General features: G+C 63.7%; 21 protein-coding genes. 5 read left to right on the forward strand and 16 right to left on the reverse strand.

Going from position 1 to position 20,100, the window contains the following annotated elements:
- Positions 1 to 305 precede the first annotated feature (305 nt).
- The 7 genes from NKH90_RS25955 to NKH90_RS25985 form a co-directional block, all read right to left on the reverse strand.
- Positions 306 to 797 (reverse strand): F0F1 ATP synthase subunit B, encoded by a 492-nt coding sequence (locus NKH90_RS25955; RefSeq protein WP_023674071.1) that lies wholly within the window; start codon positions 795 to 797, stop codon positions 306 to 308.
- Between the two features lie 10 nt (positions 798 to 807).
- A complete protein-coding gene (locus NKH90_RS25960; RefSeq protein WP_352821791.1) occupies positions 808 to 1,383 on the reverse strand; it encodes a F0F1 ATP synthase subunit B in 576 nt (191 codons plus the stop codon).
- A gap of 81 nt (positions 1,384 to 1,464) precedes the next feature.
- Positions 1,465 to 1,689 (reverse strand): F0F1 ATP synthase subunit C, encoded by a 225-nt coding sequence (locus tag NKH90_RS25965; RefSeq protein WP_006206606.1) that lies wholly within the window; start codon positions 1,687 to 1,689, stop codon positions 1,465 to 1,467.
- Between the two features lie 67 nt (positions 1,690 to 1,756).
- On the reverse strand, positions 1,757 to 2,515 hold the full coding sequence (locus tag NKH90_RS25970) for a F0F1 ATP synthase subunit A (protein ID WP_352501993.1): 759 nt from the start codon (positions 2,513 to 2,515) through the stop codon (positions 1,757 to 1,759).
- A 70-nt stretch (positions 2,516 to 2,585) separates the two neighbouring features.
- Entirely contained in the window at positions 2,586 to 2,984 is a 399-nt protein-coding gene (locus NKH90_RS25975) for an AtpZ/AtpI family protein (RefSeq protein WP_352473359.1), read from the reverse strand.
- A gap of 255 nt (positions 2,985 to 3,239) precedes the next feature.
- On the reverse strand, positions 3,240 to 4,424 hold the full coding sequence (locus tag NKH90_RS25980; protein WP_352821794.1) for a cell wall hydrolase: 1,185 nt from the start codon (positions 4,422 to 4,424) through the stop codon (positions 3,240 to 3,242).
- A gap of 107 nt (positions 4,425 to 4,531) precedes the next feature.
- Positions 4,532 to 5,851: an MFS transporter gene (locus NKH90_RS25985; RefSeq protein WP_352821796.1), complete on the reverse strand. Its 1,320-nt coding sequence runs from the start codon at positions 5,849 to 5,851 to the stop codon at positions 4,532 to 4,534.
- 120 nt (positions 5,852 to 5,971) lie between these two features.
- Between NKH90_RS25985 and NKH90_RS25990 the strand changes: the two genes are divergently transcribed.
- Positions 5,972 to 6,889 (forward strand): LysR substrate-binding domain-containing protein, encoded by a 918-nt coding sequence (locus NKH90_RS25990; RefSeq protein WP_352821798.1) that lies wholly within the window; start codon positions 5,972 to 5,974, stop codon positions 6,887 to 6,889.
- A gap of 10 nt (positions 6,890 to 6,899) precedes the next feature.
- Here the strand turns inward: NKH90_RS25990 and der are convergent, their stop codons facing one another.
- Positions 6,900 to 8,333, reverse strand: a complete 1,434-nt coding sequence (der, locus tag NKH90_RS25995; RefSeq protein WP_352682787.1) for a ribosome biogenesis GTPase Der — start codon at positions 8,331 to 8,333, stop codon at positions 6,900 to 6,902.
- Positions 8,334 to 8,339: 6 nt separating this feature from the next.
- Entirely contained in the window at positions 8,340 to 9,005 is a 666-nt protein-coding gene (locus NKH90_RS26000; RefSeq protein WP_023674063.1) for a tetratricopeptide repeat protein, read from the reverse strand.
- A gap of 204 nt (positions 9,006 to 9,209) precedes the next feature.
- Here NKH90_RS26000 and NKH90_RS26005 point away from each other — a divergent pair, with 204 nt between their 5' ends.
- On the forward strand, positions 9,210 to 10,202 hold the full coding sequence (locus tag NKH90_RS26005) for a polysaccharide deacetylase family protein (protein WP_352821886.1): 993 nt from the start codon (positions 9,210 to 9,212) through the stop codon (positions 10,200 to 10,202).
- 27 nt (positions 10,203 to 10,229) lie between these two features.
- Here NKH90_RS26005 and sbmA read toward each other — a convergent pair whose 3' ends face one another.
- From sbmA to NKH90_RS26020, 3 genes are all read right to left on the reverse strand, one after another.
- Positions 10,230 to 11,507, reverse strand: coding sequence for a peptide antibiotic transporter SbmA (sbmA, locus tag NKH90_RS26010; RefSeq protein WP_352473368.1), 1,278 nt, complete (start codon positions 11,505 to 11,507; stop codon positions 10,230 to 10,232).
- A gap of 116 nt (positions 11,508 to 11,623) precedes the next feature.
- Complete coding sequence (locus tag NKH90_RS26015; RefSeq protein ID WP_352821801.1) at positions 11,624 to 12,778, reverse strand: YbfB/YjiJ family MFS transporter; 1,155 nt, start codon at positions 12,776 to 12,778, stop codon at positions 11,624 to 11,626.
- A gap of 113 nt (positions 12,779 to 12,891) precedes the next feature.
- A complete protein-coding gene (locus NKH90_RS26020) occupies positions 12,892 to 13,101 on the reverse strand; it encodes a hypothetical protein (protein ID WP_352473371.1) in 210 nt (69 codons plus the stop codon).
- A gap of 97 nt (positions 13,102 to 13,198) precedes the next feature.
- Here NKH90_RS26020 and NKH90_RS26025 point away from each other — a divergent pair, with 97 nt between their 5' ends.
- The 3 genes from NKH90_RS26025 to NKH90_RS26035 all read left to right on the forward strand — a co-directional run bounded on the left by NKH90_RS26025 (position 13,199) and on the right by NKH90_RS26035 (position 15,863).
- Positions 13,199 to 14,113 carry a LysR substrate-binding domain-containing protein gene (locus NKH90_RS26025; protein WP_352821802.1) on the forward strand — a complete coding sequence of 305 codons (915 nt, stop codon included), beginning with the start codon at positions 13,199 to 13,201 and terminating at the stop codon, positions 14,111 to 14,113.
- Between the two features lie 79 nt (positions 14,114 to 14,192).
- Positions 14,193 to 15,449 carry an aminopeptidase gene (locus NKH90_RS26030; protein WP_352821804.1) on the forward strand — a complete coding sequence of 419 codons (1,257 nt, stop codon included), beginning with the start codon at positions 14,193 to 14,195 and terminating at the stop codon, positions 15,447 to 15,449.
- Between the two features lie 57 nt (positions 15,450 to 15,506).
- Positions 15,507 to 15,863 (forward strand): DUF488 domain-containing protein, encoded by a 357-nt coding sequence (locus NKH90_RS26035; protein ID WP_352821807.1) that lies wholly within the window; start codon positions 15,507 to 15,509, stop codon positions 15,861 to 15,863.
- Between the two features lie 321 nt (positions 15,864 to 16,184).
- On the opposite strand, the gene NKH90_RS26040 is transcribed toward NKH90_RS26035, so the two are convergent.
- The 4 genes from NKH90_RS26040 to NKH90_RS26055 all read right to left on the reverse strand — a co-directional run bounded on the left by NKH90_RS26040 (position 16,185) and on the right by NKH90_RS26055 (position 19,981).
- A complete protein-coding gene (locus NKH90_RS26040; RefSeq protein ID WP_352821810.1) occupies positions 16,185 to 16,538 on the reverse strand; it encodes an ArsC family reductase in 354 nt (117 codons plus the stop codon).
- A 297-nt stretch (positions 16,539 to 16,835) separates the two neighbouring features.
- On the reverse strand, positions 16,836 to 18,263 hold the full coding sequence (locus NKH90_RS26045) for an aldehyde dehydrogenase family protein (RefSeq protein WP_352821812.1): 1,428 nt from the start codon (positions 18,261 to 18,263) through the stop codon (positions 16,836 to 16,838).
- A gap of 34 nt (positions 18,264 to 18,297) precedes the next feature.
- On the reverse strand, positions 18,298 to 19,383 hold the full coding sequence (locus NKH90_RS26050) for an ABC transporter ATP-binding protein (RefSeq protein ID WP_352502010.1): 1,086 nt from the start codon (positions 19,381 to 19,383) through the stop codon (positions 18,298 to 18,300).
- Complete coding sequence (locus NKH90_RS26055; protein ID WP_023674050.1) at positions 19,373 to 19,981, reverse strand: cupin domain-containing protein; 609 nt, start codon at positions 19,979 to 19,981, stop codon at positions 19,373 to 19,375. Before NKH90_RS26055 ends, NKH90_RS26050 begins: the two co-directional genes overlap by 11 nt.
- Between the last annotated feature and the right edge of the window lie 119 nt (positions 19,982 to 20,100).

The raw sequence follows: 20,100 nt of genomic DNA on the forward strand, positions 1-20,100 counted from the left end.
ACGTCTCGATTGGTCATGGCACTTCCCCTTCCACGGGAATCGGTGATCGCAACGTCACCACCGTGCCATGGCCGCTCGCCCCTCAGAGCAAGCCCCGTTCTCTCTCCAAAACTTTTTGCAGAACCTTCAGCACACTATCGTTCTCTTTCGTTCCATAGGGCGTCGCGCCAGGACGTACCGACCCCCTCTGTCGCCTTCGGCGACATCTCCCCCTCAAGGGGGGAGATTACGCGCTCAGTCGCTTTCGCCAACAAAAAAGCCGCCAGGTTTCCCGGGCGGCTTCGATGACTTGTTCATGCAGCCGTTCAGTTCAGCTTCGACTTCAAATCCTGCAGCGAGGCGTTGAACAGGTCGGCGCCGGCCTTGGCGTCGATCTTGCCGGCCAGCAGCGCCCGCGCGGCTTCGACCGCGATGTCGACAGCGCTGGCACGCACTTCGCCGATCGCTTCGCGCTCGGCCTGGCCGATCTTCTGCTCGGCCAAGGCGGTGCGCCGAGCGACATAGTCCTCGGTCTTCTTGTGCGCCTCGGCGGCAAGCATGTCGGCTTCGCGCTTGGCGGCGGCGACGATGGCCGCGGCCTCCTGCTCGGCTTCCTTGCGCTTGCGCTGGTATTGGCCAAGCAGCTGCTGGGCTTCTTCGCGCAACCGGCGCGCTTCCTCGAGCTCGGAGCTGATCTTGTCGGCACGCGCATCAAGCGCCTTGGCGATCATGCCCGGCACCTTGATGTAGATGGCGATGCCGAGGAAGATTACGAGGGCAACAGTTGCCCAAAGCGTCGCGAGAGATGTGGCGTCCATGATGCGCTCCTCACCCGGCCACGGATTTGACCGCGGCCGCGATTTCGGCCTTGGTGGCCTTGCCGCCGACAAGCGCCTCGACGATGGCCGAAGCGGTGTCCTCGGCGATCGTGCCGACTTCCTTCATGGCATTGGCCTTGATGGAAGATATACGCGCCTCGGCCTCGCCAAGCTTCTGGTCAAGCGCTGCCTCGATCGTCTTGCGGGCAGCCTCGGCTTCCGCCTTGGCCGCATCGTTGGCCTGCTGGCCGATCGCATTGGCCTTGCCCTTGGCTTCCGCCAATTCCTGCTCATAGGCGGCAACGGCGGCATCGGCCTCGCTTTTCAGCCGGGCAGCATGGTCGAGATCCTGGGTAATGCGGTCGTTGCGCACGTCGATGATGCCGCCAACGCGCGGCATCACCACCCGTTTCAAGAAGAGATAAAACAGCCCGAAGGTGATTGCCAGCCATAGAAGCTGCGAGGGGTACGTCGCCGGATTGAATGGCGGGAACGTGCCGTGCGCCTCGGCAGGCACGCCGGTGCCAGCGCTGCCGCCTTCGACGGCGGGCGCGGACTCTTGCGCAAAGGCAGATGTCACGAACATGGACTATCCCCGAAATTCAGGCCCGCCGCAGGATCGCGGCCGGCCTGTTCAATTCTTCCCAATGTTCAGCCGAACAAGCATTCAGCCGAACAAAGCGAGAAGCGCGATGAGAAGCGAGAAAATACCCAGCGCTTCGGTCACGGCGAAGCCGAAGATCAGGCGGCCGAACTGGCCGTCGGCTGCCGACGGGTTGCGCAGCGCGCCCGCCAGATAGCTGCCGAAAATGTTGCCGAGGCCAATGCCCGCGCCGCCCATGCCGAGGCATGCGATGCCGGCACCGATGTACTTTGCTGCTTCTGCGTCCATTTGTTCAACTCCTTTGGATCTAAAATTCCGTTGCAAAATCGATCCGGCGGCAATGCCGGAAACCTTGTCAGTGCCCGGGATGCAGGGCGTCGTTGAGATACATGCAGGTCAGCACCGCAAAGACGTAGGCCTGCAGGAACGCGACCAGCAGCTCCAGCGCCGTCAGCGCCACGGCCATCGCCAGCGGCAGAACCGAACCAGCCACGCCGACCGCGCCGAGCGCGCTCAGGCTGACAACAAACCCCGAGAACACCTTCAGCGTGATGTGACCGGCGAGCATGTTGGCGAACAGACGAACCGACAGGCTGACCGGACGCGAGACGAAGGAAATCACCTCGATCAGCACCACCAGCGGCAGCAGGTAGACCGGCACGCCATGCGGGACGAACAGCTTCAGGAAGCCAAGGCCGTGCTTGGTGAAGCCGTAGACGAGGACCGTTCCGATCACCAGCGCAGCGAGGCCGAAAGTGACGATGATGTGGCTGGTGATGGTGAAGAAATACGGGAACAGGCCAAGCAGGTTGGCGACAAGCACGAACATAAACAGCGAGAACACGAAGGGGAAGAACTTCATGCCTTGCGTGCCCGCGGCGTCCCTCAGCATATTGCCGACAAATTCATAGGCCATTTCCGAGACCGACTGAAGGCGGCCCGGAACCAGGCTGCGGCTCGACGTGCTGAGGTAGAGAAACGCCGATGCGACAGCGACCGTCGCAAGCATGAACAGAGCCGAATTGGTGAAGGACAGGTCGTAGCCGCCGATGTGAATCGGAATGATCGGATGGATCTGGAACTGGTGGATCGGATCGACCTTGTCAGCAGCCACTTTAAATCCCCATCAAAGCCGCAGACGGCTTCAGCATTCTGTTCAATGCGCCGGTATGCGGCGCCTCAATTCATTCTTTCGGATCGCGCGGTTTGTCGCCCGTTCCGAATTCCGACACAAGCCCGGCTGAACGCAGGACGTTGAGCACGCCGGCGACAAAACCCAGCAGCAGCCCGACTATCAGACCCCATGGCGATGTCCCCGCCACGCGATCGATAAACCAGCCGAGAGCCGCACCGACCACTATCCCGGCGATGAACTCGCTGGACAGCTTGAGCGCCTGGCCGTACCCGGCCACACTGCCCGTTTTCCCGTCGTCTTTCCCCTCGAGCCGGTCCGGCCGCCTTGTCGCAAGCGATGCTTCAAGGTCGCGCCGGCGGCGCTCAAGATCGTCGTCGCGGATGTCGGCTTCATGCTGCTTGCCGCGGCCGGTTTTGCCGGTTCCGTCTGGCCCATTCTTGTCGGCCACGCAACCCCCCTGCCCGGTCAGACCGTCACCGTCCGTCCGCTTCTTAAAGTCGCCGGCAACATAGTTAGAGGGTCCGCGCCCGTCAAGCCACGGGCGGACGTTCAAGCTCAAGTATTTTTTCGTTATAAATCAGCCACTTGCTCGGGTGCGACATCGTGCCCGACGCGGTCTCTGGCGGGCTGCGGCCGAATCCCCGCGGCGATGCGTCTTCGATCGGCCGCTCTTGCGCGAAAGACGCAAGGGCTGCCCGAGCGCTCAGCTCCAGCCGCCACCATAGGTGCGGTAGAAGATGTGCAGGCCGATCCTGGTCATTTTCTGCATCGTCCGCGCCCAGCCCGGATGGACGTAGTTGGCGTAATAATGGGTCGACGAGCCGACTTCCGGAATGAAGATCTTGCCGGCTGTGACGGCCATGGCGACATCCTGGGCGGTCTTGTAGGCAGCGGGGTTGTCGATGCGCTTCTTCCTGCCGTCGCAGGCGAAGGAAAACTGGCAGCGGTTGAACCAGTTGTCGTTCTGGTAGACGACGCCGCAGATCGAGTTCGGATAGGCGGGGTTGCGGACGCGGTTGAGGATGACCTGGGCGACGGCGGCCTGGCCGCGCACGGATTCGCCGCGCGCTTCGAAATAGATGCCGTTGGCGAGACAGGCCTGCTCCGGCTTGGAAAAGGCGCTCGCCGGCAGCGGCGTCTGCATCCAGGAATGATCGCCCTTGCTCAGCGGCGGAATGAAGCGGCCGTCGTTCGGGTCCTCGTCCTGCAGCAAGGCCTCGAAGGGCGACGCCTGTGCATAGTCGGGAGCGGACGAGGCGTAGGCGGTCGCCAGCACGTCAGGATGATCATTGTTGACCAGCGCGGCAAGCATCGCCGGTACGCCGGGATCCGGCTTCTTGTCGATGCGCGTGTGGAAGGCGGCGGCGATCTGGATTTCCTTGCCTTTGATCTCGGGCTTGGCGAAAGCCATCCTCAGGCCGCTGTCCATGCTTGGGCGGAGCAGCGAAGAGGTGCGCTCGAAGATCGAGCCGGCGTTGAAGTTCTTCGGAGGCGAGACGGGCGAGACCTGGATGATGCGGCCCTTCTTGTCGGCACGCGTGATGCGGTTCTCGTCCGGCGTCGTGCCGGCGATGCCGCCCTTGCCGCGAAACGAAACGGCGCCGATGCCGGGCAACTGGACACCGGACCCGGAGAGTGAGCCGGTGCTGCTGGAATCGAGGAAGGGCATTTCGGCTGCGTGAACGGAGCCGGCGACGGATTTCTCGACATAGGCGTTCCAGCGGACGCTCGGCGCCTCCAGGCCGGAGACGAGGCTGGTCATGTCCTGATAGGCAGCGACCGTTGGAAAGCCGATCCAGATGCCAAGGCCAATAACGAGGGGAGACAGGAAGGAACGCTTTTTCTCACCGGCGGCGGCGACAAGCCGCGTCAAAACACGTCGATGCACGGAACTCTCCAGAAACGCGACGGACCCCACTGGAGAGCTACAATGATGCATTAACCTTGATGGGGCGTTAACAGCTTAGAACGTTGTTTTCCCATCTCGTGTCGAAGTCAGGCGCTTTTGCGGCTATCCGTTGGCGGAAGAAAGATCGGCCACGCGATCAGCGCGCAAATAGCCGCACCCAGCCAGACGCCTGCCCACGAGCAGAGCACGAGAAGCCCGGGAATGGCGATCGGCACCAGGAAGAAGGCGATGAAGACCAGACTGTTGGCGAGGCCGAGCGCCGTCCCGGCCTGGCTGGCGCCGGCCAGCGTTGCAAGCTCGGTGTAGGCAACGCCGTGCCAGGAGGAGACGCAGATGCCGGCCACGGCCAGCACCGCGACGATCGCCGGCGACAGCATCGGCGCTTGGCCTGACAAGAATTGGGCCGAAAACAAGACGAGCGCCGCAAGCACGGTGAAGGCGGCCATGCTCAGCATGCTGCACAGACGCAGGAACGACCGGCGGTTGCCGTGACGGTCGGTGTAGCGGCCGCTCCAGACGCGCATGACCATGGCGCCGACCTGCACGGCAGCCAGGCTGGCGCTGACCACGGCTGTTCCCATGCCGGCGAAATCATGCAGGAACACGGAAGCAAAGGTGAGCACCGCCACCTGCGGAAAGCAAAGCAGGCCAATGGCTGTCGCGATGCGCCAGACGGCCGGGTTGCGCAGCGGCGCCGGGCCGGCAGGCTTTGCCGCGCTGCTCGAACGGGCGTCGTCATGCGCCGGCGGCTGATGCAGCCAGCGCCAGGCGAGCGAGGTCGAGACCGCGGAGGCAGCCGCCAGAAGTCCGAAGACTGCCGTGAAGCCATGGGCTGAAGCGAGCGACGGCAGCACCAGCGCGCCAAGCCCGCCGCCAAGCGGCACCGCCGTCTGCCTGATGCACATGGCAAAGCCGCGCTCGCCTTCGCCGAACCAGGCCATGATGGCGCGGCCGCTGGAGCCGTTGACGCTGCCGCCGAGCAATCCGGTGACCAGCAGGGCAGCGGCGAGAAGCGCGATGCCGGGAATATGGGCCGATGACGGCACGACCAGCGCGGCCATGACAAGCAGCCAGACCGCGGTTGCGCCGAGCCCCGTCAGCAGCACGCGGCGGTCGCCCCAGCGATCGGTCAGCAGCCCCCACGGCAATTCGCTCAGCGCCACACCCAGGCCGAGAAGACCAAGCGCCAGGCCGAGCTCGCCATTGGAGAGATGATAGCCCGAGCGCAGGAACACCGCCGTGGCCGGAATGCCGGAGAAGGTCGCGGAGAAGCAGGCATTGGCGGCGACGCCGATGCCCAGCACCTTCCAGCGATGACTGGCTCGAAGTGCCGCCGCTTCTGACGGGGCGGCAACGGCGGCCGGGCGAAGCGGTTTGCATTCTGCTCGTGTGGCGACAGCGGACATGGTTCAGCTCCTGCATGGGTCGGCTGCATTCGGTCTTGACGCGCTCTCTCTACCGCCATAGCTTCGTACTGAATATCAGGAAGTTTTTGACGTAATGTCCCGAATATCAGGATTATTGGCATGCGACGCGTGACATTCGATCTCGACGTTCTGCGCAGCTTCGTTACCGGCATGGAGCTGGGCAGCTTCGCCAAGGCCGCCGACCGGCTCGGCCGCTCGACCTCGGCAATCAGTGCGCAATTGAAGAGGCTGGAGGAGCAGGCGGCGACGCCGATCTTCCGCAAATCTGGACGTGGCCTGGCGCTGACGGACGCGGGCGAGACCATGCTCGGCTACGCGAGGCGGCTGATCGAGCTCAATGACGAGGCCGCCTCCGCCATCCACGATGTCGAGCTGGAGGGTTGGGTGCGGCTTGGGCTACAGGAGGATTTCGGCGAGGCGGTGCTGCCGGAGGTGCTCGGGCGCTTCGCCCGCGCCCATCCCAAGGTCAAGATCGAGGCCAGGATCGCACGCAGCCATGAGCTTGCCGAACGGGTCATTTCGGGCAGCCTCGATATCGCGCTTGCCTGGCACAATGGCGCGACGCTGCCCTACAGCCGGCATCTCGCCGACGTCCAGATGCGCTGGATCGGCCCGGCAAAACAGATCGAGACCAGCCTGCGCGATGGCGAGGCGTTGCCGCTGGTGGCGCTCGAAGCGCCGTGCCTGCTGCGCAGCGTGGCGACCGAAACGCTCGACCGCGCCGGCCTGGCATGGCGGATGGCCTTCTCCAGCCCGAGCCTTGGCGGCATCTGGGCAGCCGTCGCCGCCGGGCTCGGACTGACGATCCGCACCGATATCGGCCTGCCGGCCAGCGTCAGGGCGATGACGCCGGAGATCGCCGGGCTGCCCGCCTTGCCCAAGATGGCGCTGTTCCTGCATCGCAAGGAGGCCGAGCCCGACCCCGTGGCAGCGCGGCTTGGCGACATCCTGCTGCAGGCAGCGTTGGAAGCCTTGCCGCAGACGCAACCGGCGCCCGTTCTGCGCAACGTAGCGTAAAGGCAGAGGTTCAGTGGCGCTTCTTTGCCTTGCCGGCGAAAGGATTGTCCGAGGTGCGCAAGGCGATGCGGATCGGCACGCCGGGCATGTCGAAAGCCTCGCGCAGGCTGTTCGAGAGATAGCGGACGTAGGATTGCGGCATCGCATCCGGCCGTGAGCAGGAGACGACGAAGCCCGGCGGCCGCGTCTTGGCCTGCGTGACATATTTGATCTTCAGCCGACGCCCGGCGACAGCGGGCGGCGGATGATGCGCCAGGATGCCTTCCAGCCAGCGGTTGAGCTTGCCGGTCGACACACGGCTGTTCCAAACTCGATGCGTCCGGATGACGGCATCCATCAGCTTGTCGAGGCCACGCCCGGTCTCGGCCGACACCGGCACCGCCTGCATGCCGCGCGCCTGCGGCAGCAGCCGCTCGGTTTTTTCGCGCAGCTCGGCCAGCAGCTCCTGGGGATGGTCGACAAGATCCCATTTGTTGAAGGCGATCACCGGGGCACGGCCCTCGCGGATGATCAGATCGGCGATCTGCAGATCCTGCTTCTCGAAGGGAATGGTGGCGTCGAGCACGATGATGACGATTTCGGCAAAGCGGATGGCGCGCAAGCCGTCCTGCACCGACATCACTTCGAGCTTTTCGTGGATCCTGGCCTTGCGGCGCATGCCGGCGGTGTCGAACAATTTTAAGCGGCGGCCATGCCAGTCCCAGTCGACCGAGATGGAATCGCGAGTGATGCCGGCCTCAGGGCCGGTCAACAGCCGCTCCTCGCCGATTAGTGCGTTGATCAGCGTCGACTTGCCGGCGTTGGGGCGGCCGACGACGGCGATGCGCATCGGCTTGGTGTCGTCATAGCTCGGCTCGGCGTCCGGGTCGGTGATGTCCTCGCCGATCAGCACCTCGCTGGCGGCGACCTCATCCTCGCCGGCCTCTTCGTCCTCGCCGAAGGCGCGCGCCTCGCCCAGTGCCGCGATCACCGCGTCGCGCAAATCGGGCAGGCCCTGGCCGTGTTCGGCCGAGACCGGGATCGGTTCGCCAAGGCCGAGCTCCCAGGCCTCCAGCATGCCGCCCTGGGCGCCGCGCGCCTCGGCCTTGTTGGCGACGACGACAACCGGCTTGCCGGACTTGCGCACGATCTCGGCGAAGGTCTTGTCGTCGGGCATCAGCCCGGACTTGGCATCGATCGTGAAAAAGATCAGGTCGGCTTCGCGGATGGCGATCTCGGTCTGGGCGCGCATGCGGCCGGGCAGCGTCGAGGCCGCCGCATCCTCGAAGCCGGCGGTGTCGATAACGTCGAAATGCAGATCGTAGAGTTTTGCGGCATGGACGCGGCGATCGCGGGTGACGCCGGGCGTATCGTCGACAAGCGCCAGCTTCCTTCCCACCAGCCGATTGAAAAGGGTCGATTTGCCGACGTTAGGCCGGCCGATGATGGCGACTTTGAAGGTCATGGACTATCACGACACGCCGCCCGAGCCGCGGATCAGCTCGGACATCAAAGTCGCCCGCTCGCGCGTGTTGCGCGGGGCGCCATCATCCGCGGCGATCTGGTCGAACAGCTTCAATGCATCCGCCGCCTTGCCTTCCTTCCAGGCGGCAAGGCCAAGCGCCTCGCGCGCCGTATGGCGCAGCGTGTTGGTGTCGGCGGTGAGCGCCTCGACGCGGCTGGAGACATCGGCGAAAGAGCCGTGGTCGACCAGAAGCAGCGCTGCCCTGAGACGAGCCATGTCGCGAATGCCGGAGGGGATCTTGGTGTCGGCGGCGACCTCGTCGAAATCCTTGACGGCGGCGTCGACGTCGCCCTTGTCCGCCTTGACGGTTGCCGCGCGCATGCGGGCGAGCAGCGGATAGGCGCCGTAGCCGTCCTTCTCCAACGCCTCCAGAGCGGCAAGCGCCTCGTCGTTCTTGCCGTCATTGGCGAGCTTCAGCGCCTGCGAGAAGGCATCGCCCGAGCGGTTGGCGCGGGTCTCGTCCCAATAGCGGTAGCCGACGACAGCGGCAGTGCCGAGCACGACCAGCACGGCCAGCACGAGCAAGGCGGGACCGAAACGGTCCCACAGCGCATGCGCCTGGTCGCGACGAATCTCTTCGTTGACTTCGCGGATAAAACTGTCGTCCGACATGGATCAAAACCATTCATGCCCCGGCCGGGGCGGTTGATGAGCCCGCGTTTTAGCGAAATTTTGCCGGCATGGAAGGGGTTCGGCAGGAAAATCGCCTATTCACGAGGCAGTCACCGCCAACGGCGGCCGCACAGGTCGATCGCACCCGTGCCATATTTCACCGGTAGGCGGTGCTTCTACATTCCCTAATCAAGTCAGATGCCTTTGCCCCGTTTGTCCCGCGTTATTGCGTTTTCCATTGCCGCGCTTGCTACCGGCACAGCTTTTGCCGACCCGCCGACGGCGCCGGCAAAGCCGAAACAGATCGTCATCATCTCATTCGACAGCGCCCGCGACATTTCGCAGTGGCAGCGCAGCCGGGCGCTGGCCGCACGCACAGGTGCGCATTTCACCTATTTTGTCTCCTGCGTGTTCCTGCTGTCGCCCGAGACACGCAAGCAATATACCGCGCCCGGCAAGACAGAAGGCAAATCGAACATCGGCTTTGCCGCCTCCAAACAGGAAGTCGCCGACCGGCTCGAGCAGATCAATCTTGCCGCCTCGGAAGGCCACGATATCGGCAGCCATGGCTGCGGCCATTTCGACGGCAAGGACTGGAGCAAAGCCGACTGGCTAAGCGAGTTCGGCTCGTTCAAGCATATTCTCGAAAACGCCTATTCGATCAACGGCATCGCACCCGAACCAACGGGCTGGCGCGATTTCGCCCGCAAATCGGTGGTCGGGTTTCGCGCGCCCTACCTGTCGGCAAACAAGGCGCTCTACGAGGCGCTGCCCGCGGCCGGTTTCCTGCTCGACGCAAGCGGCGTCTCGCGTGGGCCGGTCGAGCCACCGACCGTCAGCGGCATCACGCGCTTTTCGCTGCCGCAGATCCCGGAAGGGCCGAGCTCAAGGCGGGTGATCGCCATGGATTACAATCTCTATGTCAGACATTCCGGCGGCTTCGAGCGGCCGAGCATGGCGGAGGAGTTCACTGAGCGGACCTATCACGCGTTCCGCGCCGCCTTCGATGCGCAATACCGGGGCAAGCGCATTCCGCTGGAGCTCGGCTTCCATTTCACGCTGATGAATGACGGCGCCTACTGGAACGCGCTGGAACGCTTTGCCGGCGAGGTCTGCGTCAAAGCGGACGTCGAGTGCATCAGCTTTCGCGATTATGTTTCGCGGCGAGGCGAAAGGCAGGCGGCGGTGGGCGGCTGAGCCGCAAGTGATCGCCGCCCGCCAGTCTTAGCTTGCCGGCTGGTCCTCAGGACGCAGCCCGGCTTGCTCACGTTCCAGATAGTGCTGGTCGATCGCCGGCAGCGGCTCGCCCTTGATCGTGGCTTCGAACGCTCGCAGCCGCTTGTGGACTGACAAGAGCTCAACGATCGTTGACCAGGAATTAACAAGATATTGGAACGAGCTGGTCACTTGGCTGAACGCGGAATTGACTTGGTTGACGAGACCCAACGTCAAGGTTCCGGCGACCAACGAAGGAGTCATCAAAAAAAGAGGGAATATGGTATTTAGTTGCAAGTAGAGATAGCGGACCACATTGAAATAGACGTAGTGGAAATAGAGCCGGAAGTAGTTCTGGCGCACATTTCCGAACAATTCGGAAACGGTCGGCGGCTGCGCTCGGGACTGATCGTCCTCACCATAAACAAGTTCCTTGCGGTAAGCGGCTTCGACGCGCTGGTTGCGAAACTGCAAGCCGGGCAGCTTTATGCCGGCGGTGGCAATGCATACCGTCCCAAACATCGCCCAGAAGATCGCAGCCAAAACCAACGGCTGCGGCACCTGACCGATGAAAGGCAATGCCGTAATGTGCTTTGAGTAGGCAAGCAAAATCGGCATGAAGGCGATCAAAGTCATTATCGAATCAATAAAGCTGGTCCCAAGATCTTCCATGATCTTTGAAAAGCGCATCGTGTCTTCCTGCACGCGCTGGGAAGCTCCCTCGATGCTCCGCACCCTAGGCCAATAGGACATGTAGTAGTCGTTCATCGCTGTCCGCCAGCGAAACACCCAATGGCTTACAAAGAAATTTGTCAGAACGTAAACAGTAACAGCCACCAGAGCGATGCCGAGGAAAGTTATTAACTGCGCATAAACATCATACTCTGTCGCCTTCACACTTTTGCTCACAATGCCCTGGATCAGATCCCAGAACGGCCCGTACCAGGCATTGATCGCTACACTCACCTGAACCTGAAAATAGGTCGTGAACAAGATCAGCGAGCTGCCAAGGATCGACCAGCGGTCCCACGGGTGCGGGGAATACCAATGCCAGAAGGCGTAAAAGAGCAGCACACCAAGTGTAAAATAGATGTAGAACCAAAGGAACGGAGGCGACCAGAAAACGGAAACGCCAATGATCGGCGCCGCGTCCGCTGCAGGGAGGGGAAATCCGACCAAAGCGCCTAGCTGGTCGCCGCCGAGAAACCACACGGCCACCATGACCGCACTCCAGACGGCGGCCGAGGTGAAAAAGAGCTTCGGCTGCGGAAAAAACGATACGAACACTGTGGCGAAATCCTCGGTCGGCGCAAATCAGCGGCGTTGGTCAGCGGGCATAAAGTCACACATTAGTGGGAAAGAAAATGCCCGTGCCCGATGCCCGCAACCGAGCAAGACCATAATCATGGCGATTTTGGCGCAGCCGACCAGGCGATCGCGCCGGAAGCGAGCAGGACGGCGGCGGCCACGATCGAGGCAAGGAAAAAGTTGCCCGAGGCCTGCGCAAGCAGCCCGGCGACGATCGGGCCGATGATCTGGCCGAGGCCGAAGGCGGCCGTCATCACCGCCAGCATCCGGCGTGGTGCTTGCGGAGCAAGCTGCCTGCCGGCCTGCAGGCCAAGCGCGGTGATGGCTATGAAGGTGCCGCCGACAAGAAGGCCGCCGAGCAGCGGCCCGGTGCGCCCGCCCATGACGACACTGGCGCTGACGCCGACCACCTCGACCAGGCACCCCAGTGCGTAGGTGGCATAGAGCCCGATCCTGGCCGTAAGCTTCTGCCACAGCCAGACCGAGGGGAAACCGGCAAGGCCGGTGACCATCCAGACCACGGCCTCGAAGACGCGGCCGCCGCCGCCCTGGCGGACGATGGCGACCAGGAACGTTGCCGTGACGATGTAGCCGAAGCCGAACAGGCCGTAGGCGACAATGACCTTCACCAGCGACCGGTCTTTCGGCAGTGCCGGCTCGCTCCCGGTGGTGCTGTTCGCGGCCGAGGTGCCGCCGGCCAGCAAGGCGACGGCGGCAAAGCCGCAGGCCGAAATCACCGCCGACCACAGCCAGCCCGCCGCCCAGCCGGCATGTTCGGTGACGAGGAGCGCCAACAGCGCCGAGGATGCCGCGATGCCGAGGCCGACACCGCCGAAATACAGCGCCTGCAGGTCGTTTCGCCCGGCCGCGGCGAGATGACCGAAAACGATGCTGGTCATGAAGACCAGCACGAAGGCGCTGGCCAGGCCGGCAAGAAAGCGGATGAGGAGAAAGCCGGGCATGGTGCCGCTCAGGCCCATCAGGCCGGCGAGGATCGCGGTGGCGGCAAGGCCGGCCAGCATCAGCTGGCGCTCGCGGCCTTGCGCCCAGCCGCCGGTGGCGGCAAGCGCGCCGACGAGGTAGCCGAGATAATTGGCCGATGCGATCCAGCCGGCATCGGCCGGCGACAGGCCGAGCTCTTCCATCATGCCGGGCAGGATCGGCGTATAGACGAAACGGCCGATGCCCATGGCGACGGCCAGGGCGATCATGCCGGCGATTGCCAGGCGCAAGGGCGAAGCGATGTTCATCGCGGTGCACCATAGGTGCGCCTGCCGGCGAGACAATCCGCCTTTTATTGGGCCAGAAGGGCTGCGCAGCCGCGTCGGCGGCCGGCTCACCTGAAGTGCCAGCAAGTCCTTGTTCAGCCGCAGCAGGTCCTTGGCGGGGCCGTCTCGAAGCGGGTACGACGCGCGGTCAGCCTGAACGGCATGTCGGCGAGTTCGCGCTCCGACATGGTGTCGAGCACCGGATGCGACAGCGGATCGGTCACCCAATTGATGGCCTCGCTGTCATGCCGGTGCGGCTGCGTTCCGATCGGGGAAAAGGCGCCGAGCCATGATAAAATCTTCATCGGATTTGCCTCCTCACTCTGCGTAACCCACTTAGAATCCGCCGTTCGTTAGCGTCTGGCAATTGAGATTTCCGCCGCTCCAGTTTAGAAAAACTGTATGGCTACTCTGAACCGCGTCCATCTCAACGGCTTGCGCGCTGTGGAAACCGTTGCCCGCCTGGGCTCGCTCGCGGCGGCGGCCGGCGAGCTCAACGTCTCGGTCAGCGCCGTCAGCCAGCAGATCAACCGGACAGAAAAGCAGCTCGGCCGGGCGCTGTTCGAACGAACGCCAGCTGGCCTGGTGGCGACCGAATTCGGCACCGTCTTTAGCGCGCGGCTCAGCGCAGGCTTCCGCGAACTCGCACAGGCGGTGGCGCTTGCCGATGAAAGCTCGGAGTGCACGCTGGTGGTTTCGGTGGCGCCGGCTTTCGCCTCGAAATGGCTGCTGCCGCGGCTGTCACGGCATTTTGCCCGCCATCCGAACGTGCTCCTGCGCATCGATGCCTCGGTGCGGCTTGCCGATCTCGATCGTTCGGACATCGACGTCGCCATTCGGCTCGGCGACGGCAAATGGCCGGGCGGGCGGGCCGAATTGCTGCTGGCGCAGGAGGTGTTTCCGGTCTGTGCACCGGTGATCGCCAGGAAGCTGAAATCGATCGAAGACCTTGCTTTGACCTGTGCGATCACCGACGAAAGGTCGATGATCAGTTGGGAGAGCTGGTTCGAAGCCGCCGGGGTGGAGCCGGTCACCTTCATGAAAGGCGCGCGCTTCACAGATCCGATGCTGTGCCTGGAATCGGCGATTGCCGGTCACGGCGTCATGCTCGGCTGGCAGTTGCTGGCCGCCGACGCGCTGGCCGACGGCCGTCTCGTTGCGCCGTTCGGCATACGCGCCCAGAGCGGGCTCGGCTATTGGCTGGTGACCTCGGCCAGCAAGAGCGAAAGCCGCAAGGTCAGGGATTTCAAGACCTGGATCCGCGAAGAGATCGAGGCGACGATGGCGCAGTTCAGATCGCTCGAGAGCGCCAGCTGAGCCTGCCAGCACATCACGGTGGAAAGGTCGGCAGCGCCGGTCTATGTAAGACACAGTCCCAATCACGGCAGGCAGGATCATGACCACACATTCGCGCGGCGTTTCCGCAAGCATCGACCCGGTGAAGCTCGACAGGCTGGCGGAGGTCGCCGTCAAGGTCGGGCTGCAATTGCAGCCGGGTCAGGATCTGGTGCTGACCTCGTCTATCGCCGCGCTGCCTTTGACGCGGCGGATCGTCGAGCACGCCTACAAGGCAGGTGCCGGCCTAGTGACGCCGATCTTCAACGACGACGAGATCACGCTCGCGCGCTTCCGCTACGGCGCCGATGCCGGCTTCGACCGCGCCGCCGGCTGGCTCTACGAAGGCATGGCAAAAGCCTTCGCCAACAATGCGGCGAGGCTCGCCGTGCGCGGCGAGGATCCGTCGCTGCTTTCTTCTCAGGACCCGGCAAAGGTGGCGCGTGCCAACAAGGCGAATTCGATGGCCTACCAGCCGGCGCTGGAGAAGATCACCGGCTTCGACATCAACTGGAACATCGTCGCCTATCCCGATCAGGCCTGGGCCAAGCAGGTATTCCCGGACGACGCCGACGACGTCGCCGTGGCCAAGCTCGCCGACGCTATCTTTGCCGCCTCGCGGGTGGATGTCGAAGACCCGATCGGCAATTGGACGGCGCACAATGCGGCGTTGAAGAGCCGCACCGAATGGCTGAACGGCCACAATTTCCACGCGCTGCATTTCACCGGCCCCGGTACCGACCTGACCGTCGGGCTGGCCGACGGCCACGAGTGGATGGGCGGCGCCTCGACCGCCAAGAACGGCATCACCTGCAACCCCAACATCCCGACCGAAGAGGTTTTCACCACGCCGCATGCAAGGCGAGTCGAAGGCCATGTCACCAGCACCAAGCCGCTGTCCTATCAGGGTACCCTGATCGACGGCATTGCGGTGCGTTTCGAGGCGGGCCGCATTGTCGAGGCCAAGGCCACGAAGGGCGAGGATGTGCTGCAGAAGGTGCTCGACACCGACGAAGGCTCGCGCCGTCTCGGCGAGGTGGCGCTGGTGCCGCATTCCTCGCCGATCGCCAAGAGCGGGCTGCTGTTTTTCAACACGCTGTTCGACGAGAACGCCGCCTGCCACATCGCGCTCGGCCAGTGCTATTCGAAGTGCTTCGTCGACGGCGCCTCGCTCGGCCAGGACGAGATCGCGGCGCGCGGCGGCAACAAGAGTTTCATCCACATCGACTGGATGATCGGCTCGGACAAGATCGACATAGACGGCGTCCATAAGGACGGCAGCCGCGTGCCGGTGATGCGCAAGGGCGAGTGGGTTTAGGCCCGGGATCTCTAAACGAAGGGCAGCAAGCAGCGGCGCCTGCTGGCCCATGCGGAATTGGCAATGGAGCTCGCGGTAAAGCGCATCTATGAGCCGCCGGCGCCCGATGACGGGCAGCGGGTGCTCGTCGACCGCATATGGCCTCGCGGCGTCCGCAAAGAGGACGCGGCGCTGACGTTATGGCTAAAGGACATCGCGCCAAGCAATGGGTTGCGCAAATGGTTCGGCCATGAGCCGGCGCGCTTTGCGGAGTTCCAGCGGCGATACCGCGATGAGCTCGACCGGAACGGCGAGGCGGTGGCGGAACTACGTGCCTTGCTCCGTGAAGGCAAGGTGACGCTGCTCTACGGCGCCCATGACGAGGCGCACAACAATGCGGTGGCACTGGCGAGCTATTTACGTGGGATCAATTAGTCACGCCGGCGGGACAGCCCCCCTCTGGCCTGCCGGCCATCTCCCCCACTTGGGAGTGTTTGGACCGGAGACATCGCGAACAGGTGTGCGAGGACATCGCGAACAGTTTGGCGCGCTTTGCGCCGGGAGGTTCCGGATGCCATTCGAGGACACGAGCGCGATGTCTCCGGTCCAAACAGGGGGGAGATCGGATGTCGCCGGCTTTCGCCAATCTCCAAGGTCGCAGTGGCGAGCGGAGCGCCTAAGCTGCCAATCTCCACCCTTGTGGGGGAGATGTCCGGCAGGACAGAGGGGCGCGCGACGGATCATGGCGGGTCGGTTCTATTTCCCACTCACCGCCTGCTGATAAACATCAGGCTTGAAGCCAACGAGAACCCTGTCGCCAAGTTCCAGCACCGGACGCTTGATCATCGTCGGTTTGGCCAGCATAAGCGCCTTGGCCTTGTTCTCGTCCAAGCCCAGTCTGTCCTCCTCCGACAGTTCACGGAACGTTGTGCTCGCCTTGTTGAGCAGGATTTCCCAGCCGACCTTGCCTGACCAGCCGTTCAGCCGATCCGCTTCAAGCCCGTCTGCCCTGTAGTCGTGAAAGCGATAGGCAACATCATGGCTCGCCAGCCAGGAACGCGCCTTCTTGACCGTATCGCAATTGGTAATGCCGTACATGGTGATCGTCAAAACGGATCCTCGGACCGGTCGATTCTAGCGGCACCGTAAAACCGCGCCTCTGACTTTTCCAGCGGCCTCGCCGGCCGTCGGCGATTTTCACGCTTGCCACGAGGAGATGGGCTTTCACGACGGCTGGGGCACGGTGGCGGATCAGTTGGCCGGCTATCTCAAGACGATCTGAGGCGACCCTGCTTCGCACTCACATTGCGGCCACGGAGCCGTCGTGGCCGTTCAACCGAACGCCGGTGCCGAGGCACCAACGCTCGCAACAAACTTGACGGTTGGCGTAATGCCAATGTTGAACGCTCAGGCGCCGTAGCCGATGATGCCCTTGATCTCGAGGAAGTCGTGGATGGCCCAGTCGGCGTATTCGCGGCCGTTGCCGGACTGCTTGTAGCCGCCGAAGGGCGCGAACGTGTCCCATTCCGGATAGTTGATCGAGACCTGCCCGGCGCGTAGTCGGCTGGCAATCTTGCGGGCGTGGTCGATATCCCCGGACTGCACATAGGCAGCCAGGCCATAGACGGTGTCGTTGGCGATCTTCACCGCATCATCATCGTCATCGTAGGAGATGACCGACAGGACCGGCCCGAAAATCTCCTCCTTCTCGATGGTCATGCCAGGCCTGACGTGGCCGAAAACGGTCGGTCGCACATAATAGCCACGGTTGAGGTGTTCCGGCCGGCCGGGGCCGCCGGTGACCAGCGTCGCACCCTCGGCGATACCTGCCTCGATCAACCGCTGGATCTTGTCGAACTGGACGTTGCTGACCACCGGCCCGAGCTTGGTCTCCTCCGAGCGCGGGTCGCCGACCTTGTGCCGTTCGGCGGCCTTTCTGGCGATCGTCAGCGCCTCGTCGTGACGGCCGGCCGGCACCAGCATGCGGGTCGGCGCATCGCAGGACTGGCCGCTATTGCCGAAGCAGGCGTTGACACCCTTGCGCACAGCCGTCTCGAAGTCAGCGTCGGGCAGCACGATGTTGGCCGATTTGCCGCCGAGCTCCTGCGCCACGCGCTTGACCGTCTCGGCCGCCGTCTTGGCGACAATGATGCCGGCCCGGGTCGACCCGGTGAACGAGACCATGTCGACGTCGGGATGGCCAGCCATGACCTGGCCGACATCCGGACCAGTGCCATTCACCATATTGTAGACGCCCTTCGGCGTGCCGGCGGCGTCCATCACCTCGGAAAAGATGATGCCGCTGATCGGCGCGATTTCGGAAGGCTTTAAAACGACGGTGCAGCCGGCGGCGATGGCCGGCGCCACCTTGCAGACTATCTGGTTGAGCGGCCAGTTCCACGGTGTAATCAGCGCGCAGACGCCGATCGGCTCCTTGACCACCATGGTGGTGCCGCGCTTCTCGCTGAATTCGTAATCCTCCAGCGCCTTGATGGTAGCTTCCATGTGCGCCCTGCCCGCCCAGGCCTGCGCCTCGCGCGCCCACCTGATCGGCGCGCCCATTTCCTGGCTGACCGCCTGGGCGATGTCCTCGTAGCGCTCATTGTAGACGTCGAGGATACGCTTCAGCAGCTTCAGGCGCTCGGCCTTGGTCGTTTGCGAAAAGGCCGGGAATGCCGCCTTGGCTGCAGCCACGGCCTTGTCGACATCGGCTTTCGAGCCGACCGAGATTTTGGTGTAGGCCTCTTCAGTGGACGGATCGATCACATCCAGCGTTGCCGGAACCACCGGGCCGACCCATTTGCCGCCGATGAAAAAATTGAGATGATTGCTCATGGGTCGTGCTCCGGTTTTCTGGAAATGAGTGAGACTAGCTAGGCAGCATAGGGCAGTTGGCACCACGGCGCAGGCTGATATGCGCCACGTCGCCGACGCTGAATTGAAAACCCTCTGTCCGGCGCGGCGCGTCGATCACCACCTGTGTCCCCTGCCCCAACTCTGCATGAAGGCGCAAGGTGCGGCCGTGAAAGACGATGCTGTTCACCCGCACCGGTGCAGTACCGGCCGCCGCCTCGGTCGTGGCCAAAAGGTCCTCCGGACGCACGCCAATGGTGCGCACCGTGCCCTCGCCAGGCAGCTCGCCTTTATCCGAAATCGCTTCCAGCGGCAGAGCGCCGGCGATGAACCGCAAGCGCTCGCCGTCACGGCCGACAAAGCGCGACTGCAGAAGATTCATGGTGCCGATGAAGCTGGCGACGAATTTGGTGGCGGGGCGGTCGTAAAGGGTCGCCGGCGGCGCAATCTGCTCTATGCGGCCCTTGTTCATCACGACAATGCGGTCTGAGATCGACAGCGCCTCGGTCTGGTCGTGCGTGACCATGACGAAAGTGGTGCCAAGCCGCGACTGCAGCCGCTTCAGTTCGACCTGCATCTGCTCGCGCAGATGCGCGTCGAGCGCCGACAGCGGCTCGTCGAGCAGCAGCACACGCGGCTCGCAGACGATGGCGCGGGCAAGCGCGACGCGCTGGCGCTGGCCACCCGACAATTCGGACACGCGGGCGCCGAGCTTCTCGGCAAGGCCGACCATGTCGAGCGCTGCGCCGACGCGCTTTGCCTGTTCGGCACCGGAGAGCTTGCGCAGCGACAGGCCGAAGCCGACATTTTCGGCAACGTTCATGTGTGGGAACAGCGCGTAGTCCTGGAACACGGTATTGACAGGACGGTCGAAGGGCCTGAGCGCCGTGATGTCGCGGCCTTCGAGCAGGACCTTGCCGTTCGACGGGCTCTCGAATCCGGCGATGACCCGCAGGCTGGTGGTCTTGCCGCAGCCGGACGGTCCGAGCAGGGTCAGGAACTCGCCGCGCGAAATATCGAGATCGACGGCGTCGAGCCCGATGATGCCGCCGGGGAAAATCTTGGAGACCTTGTCCAGCCGGACGAGCGGATCAGGCGCCATCGCGAACCTCGGACGGTTTGGTCGTGTTGACCCACAGGATCTGGCAGCGCTCGCTGCCCGGATTGCGGAAGGCATGCAGCAACGTGCTCTTGAAGGCGAAGCTGTCTCCGGCCTTCAGCCCGTATCTGGTCGAATCGACCACCAGCTCGACCTCGCCGGACAGGACGAAGCCGAATTCATGGCCGGCATGAGCATAGGCTTCGGCGGTGCCGCCACCGGCTTCCACGGTCACCAGCATGCCGGTCAGCGTGGCGGCCGGCGGCGACAGCAGCGCCTTGGCGATGCCTTCCGACTTGACCGGGATCTGACGCCGGCTGTTGGCGCGCACGCAATAAAGATCGTTGCCGACATCATTGCCGTCGGCGATCAGCGCCGACGGCTCTATATCGAGGGCGGCCGCAAGCGGCCAGATCACGCGGACCCGCAATGACGACATGCCGCGCTCGATCTGGCTTAGCGCACCTATCGAGACACCGGCTTTGGCGGCAAGTTCGGCCAGCGAGAGATTGCGCTCCAGCCTGAGCGCCCGCACGCGCCGGCCGACCCTGACGTCGGCGTCGTCCTTCGGCTTCTCAGCCGCTTCGTCCAGCATGTCCATTCGTTCGTCCTTGTTACAGTATTTTTGGCCGGCGCCGCGTGGTCTTCCCTTCTCCCCTTGTGGGAGAAGGTGGCCGAGCGAAGCTCGGTCGGATGAGGGGTGTTCCAGAAAACACCAAC

The organism is Mesorhizobium sp. M0898, from assembly GCF_040319695.1.
Classification (GTDB): domain Bacteria; phylum Pseudomonadota; class Alphaproteobacteria; order Rhizobiales; family Rhizobiaceae; genus Mesorhizobium.

Excerpts from the sequence above, each read along its gene's own strand:
- NKH90_RS26025 (WP_352821802.1), top strand. The coding sequence starts at position 13,199 with ATGGCTACTCTGAACCGCGTCCATCTCAACGGCTTGCGCGCTGTGGAA.
- NKH90_RS25955 (WP_023674071.1), bottom strand. The coding sequence starts at position 797 with ATGGACGCCACATCTCTCGCGACGCTTTGGGCAACTGTTGCCCTCGTA.
- NKH90_RS26055 (WP_023674050.1), bottom strand. The coding sequence starts at position 19,981 with ATGGACATGCTGGACGAAGCGGCTGAGAAGCCGAAGGACGACGCCGAC.
- NKH90_RS25985 (WP_352821796.1), bottom strand. The coding sequence starts at position 5,851 with ATGTCCGCTGTCGCCACACGAGCAGAATGCAAACCGCTTCGCCCGGCC.
- NKH90_RS26045 (WP_352821812.1), bottom strand. The coding sequence starts at position 18,263 with ATGAGCAATCATCTCAATTTTTTCATCGGCGGCAAATGGGTCGGCCCG.
- NKH90_RS25965 (WP_006206606.1), bottom strand. The coding sequence starts at position 1,689 with ATGGACGCAGAAGCAGCAAAGTACATCGGTGCCGGCATCGCATGCCTC.
- NKH90_RS26015 (WP_352821801.1), bottom strand. The coding sequence starts at position 12,778 with ATGAACATCGCTTCGCCCTTGCGCCTGGCAATCGCCGGCATGATCGCC.
- NKH90_RS25960 (WP_352821791.1), bottom strand. The coding sequence starts at position 1,383 with ATGTTCGTGACATCTGCCTTTGCGCAAGAGTCCGCGCCCGCCGTCGAA.
- NKH90_RS26050 (WP_352502010.1), bottom strand. The coding sequence starts at position 19,383 with ATGGCGCCTGATCCGCTCGTCCGGCTGGACAAGGTCTCCAAGATTTTC.
- NKH90_RS26020 (WP_352473371.1), bottom strand. The coding sequence starts at position 13,101 with ATGAAGATTTTATCATGGCTCGGCGCCTTTTCCCCGATCGGAACGCAG.
- der (WP_352682787.1), bottom strand. The coding sequence starts at position 8,333 with ATGACCTTCAAAGTCGCCATCATCGGCCGGCCTAACGTCGGCAAATCG.
- NKH90_RS26030 (WP_352821804.1), top strand. The coding sequence starts at position 14,193 with ATGACCACACATTCGCGCGGCGTTTCCGCAAGCATCGACCCGGTGAAG.
- NKH90_RS25990 (WP_352821798.1), top strand. The coding sequence starts at position 5,972 with ATGCGACGCGTGACATTCGATCTCGACGTTCTGCGCAGCTTCGTTACC.
- NKH90_RS26000 (WP_023674063.1), bottom strand. The coding sequence starts at position 9,005 with ATGTCGGACGACAGTTTTATCCGCGAAGTCAACGAAGAGATTCGTCGC.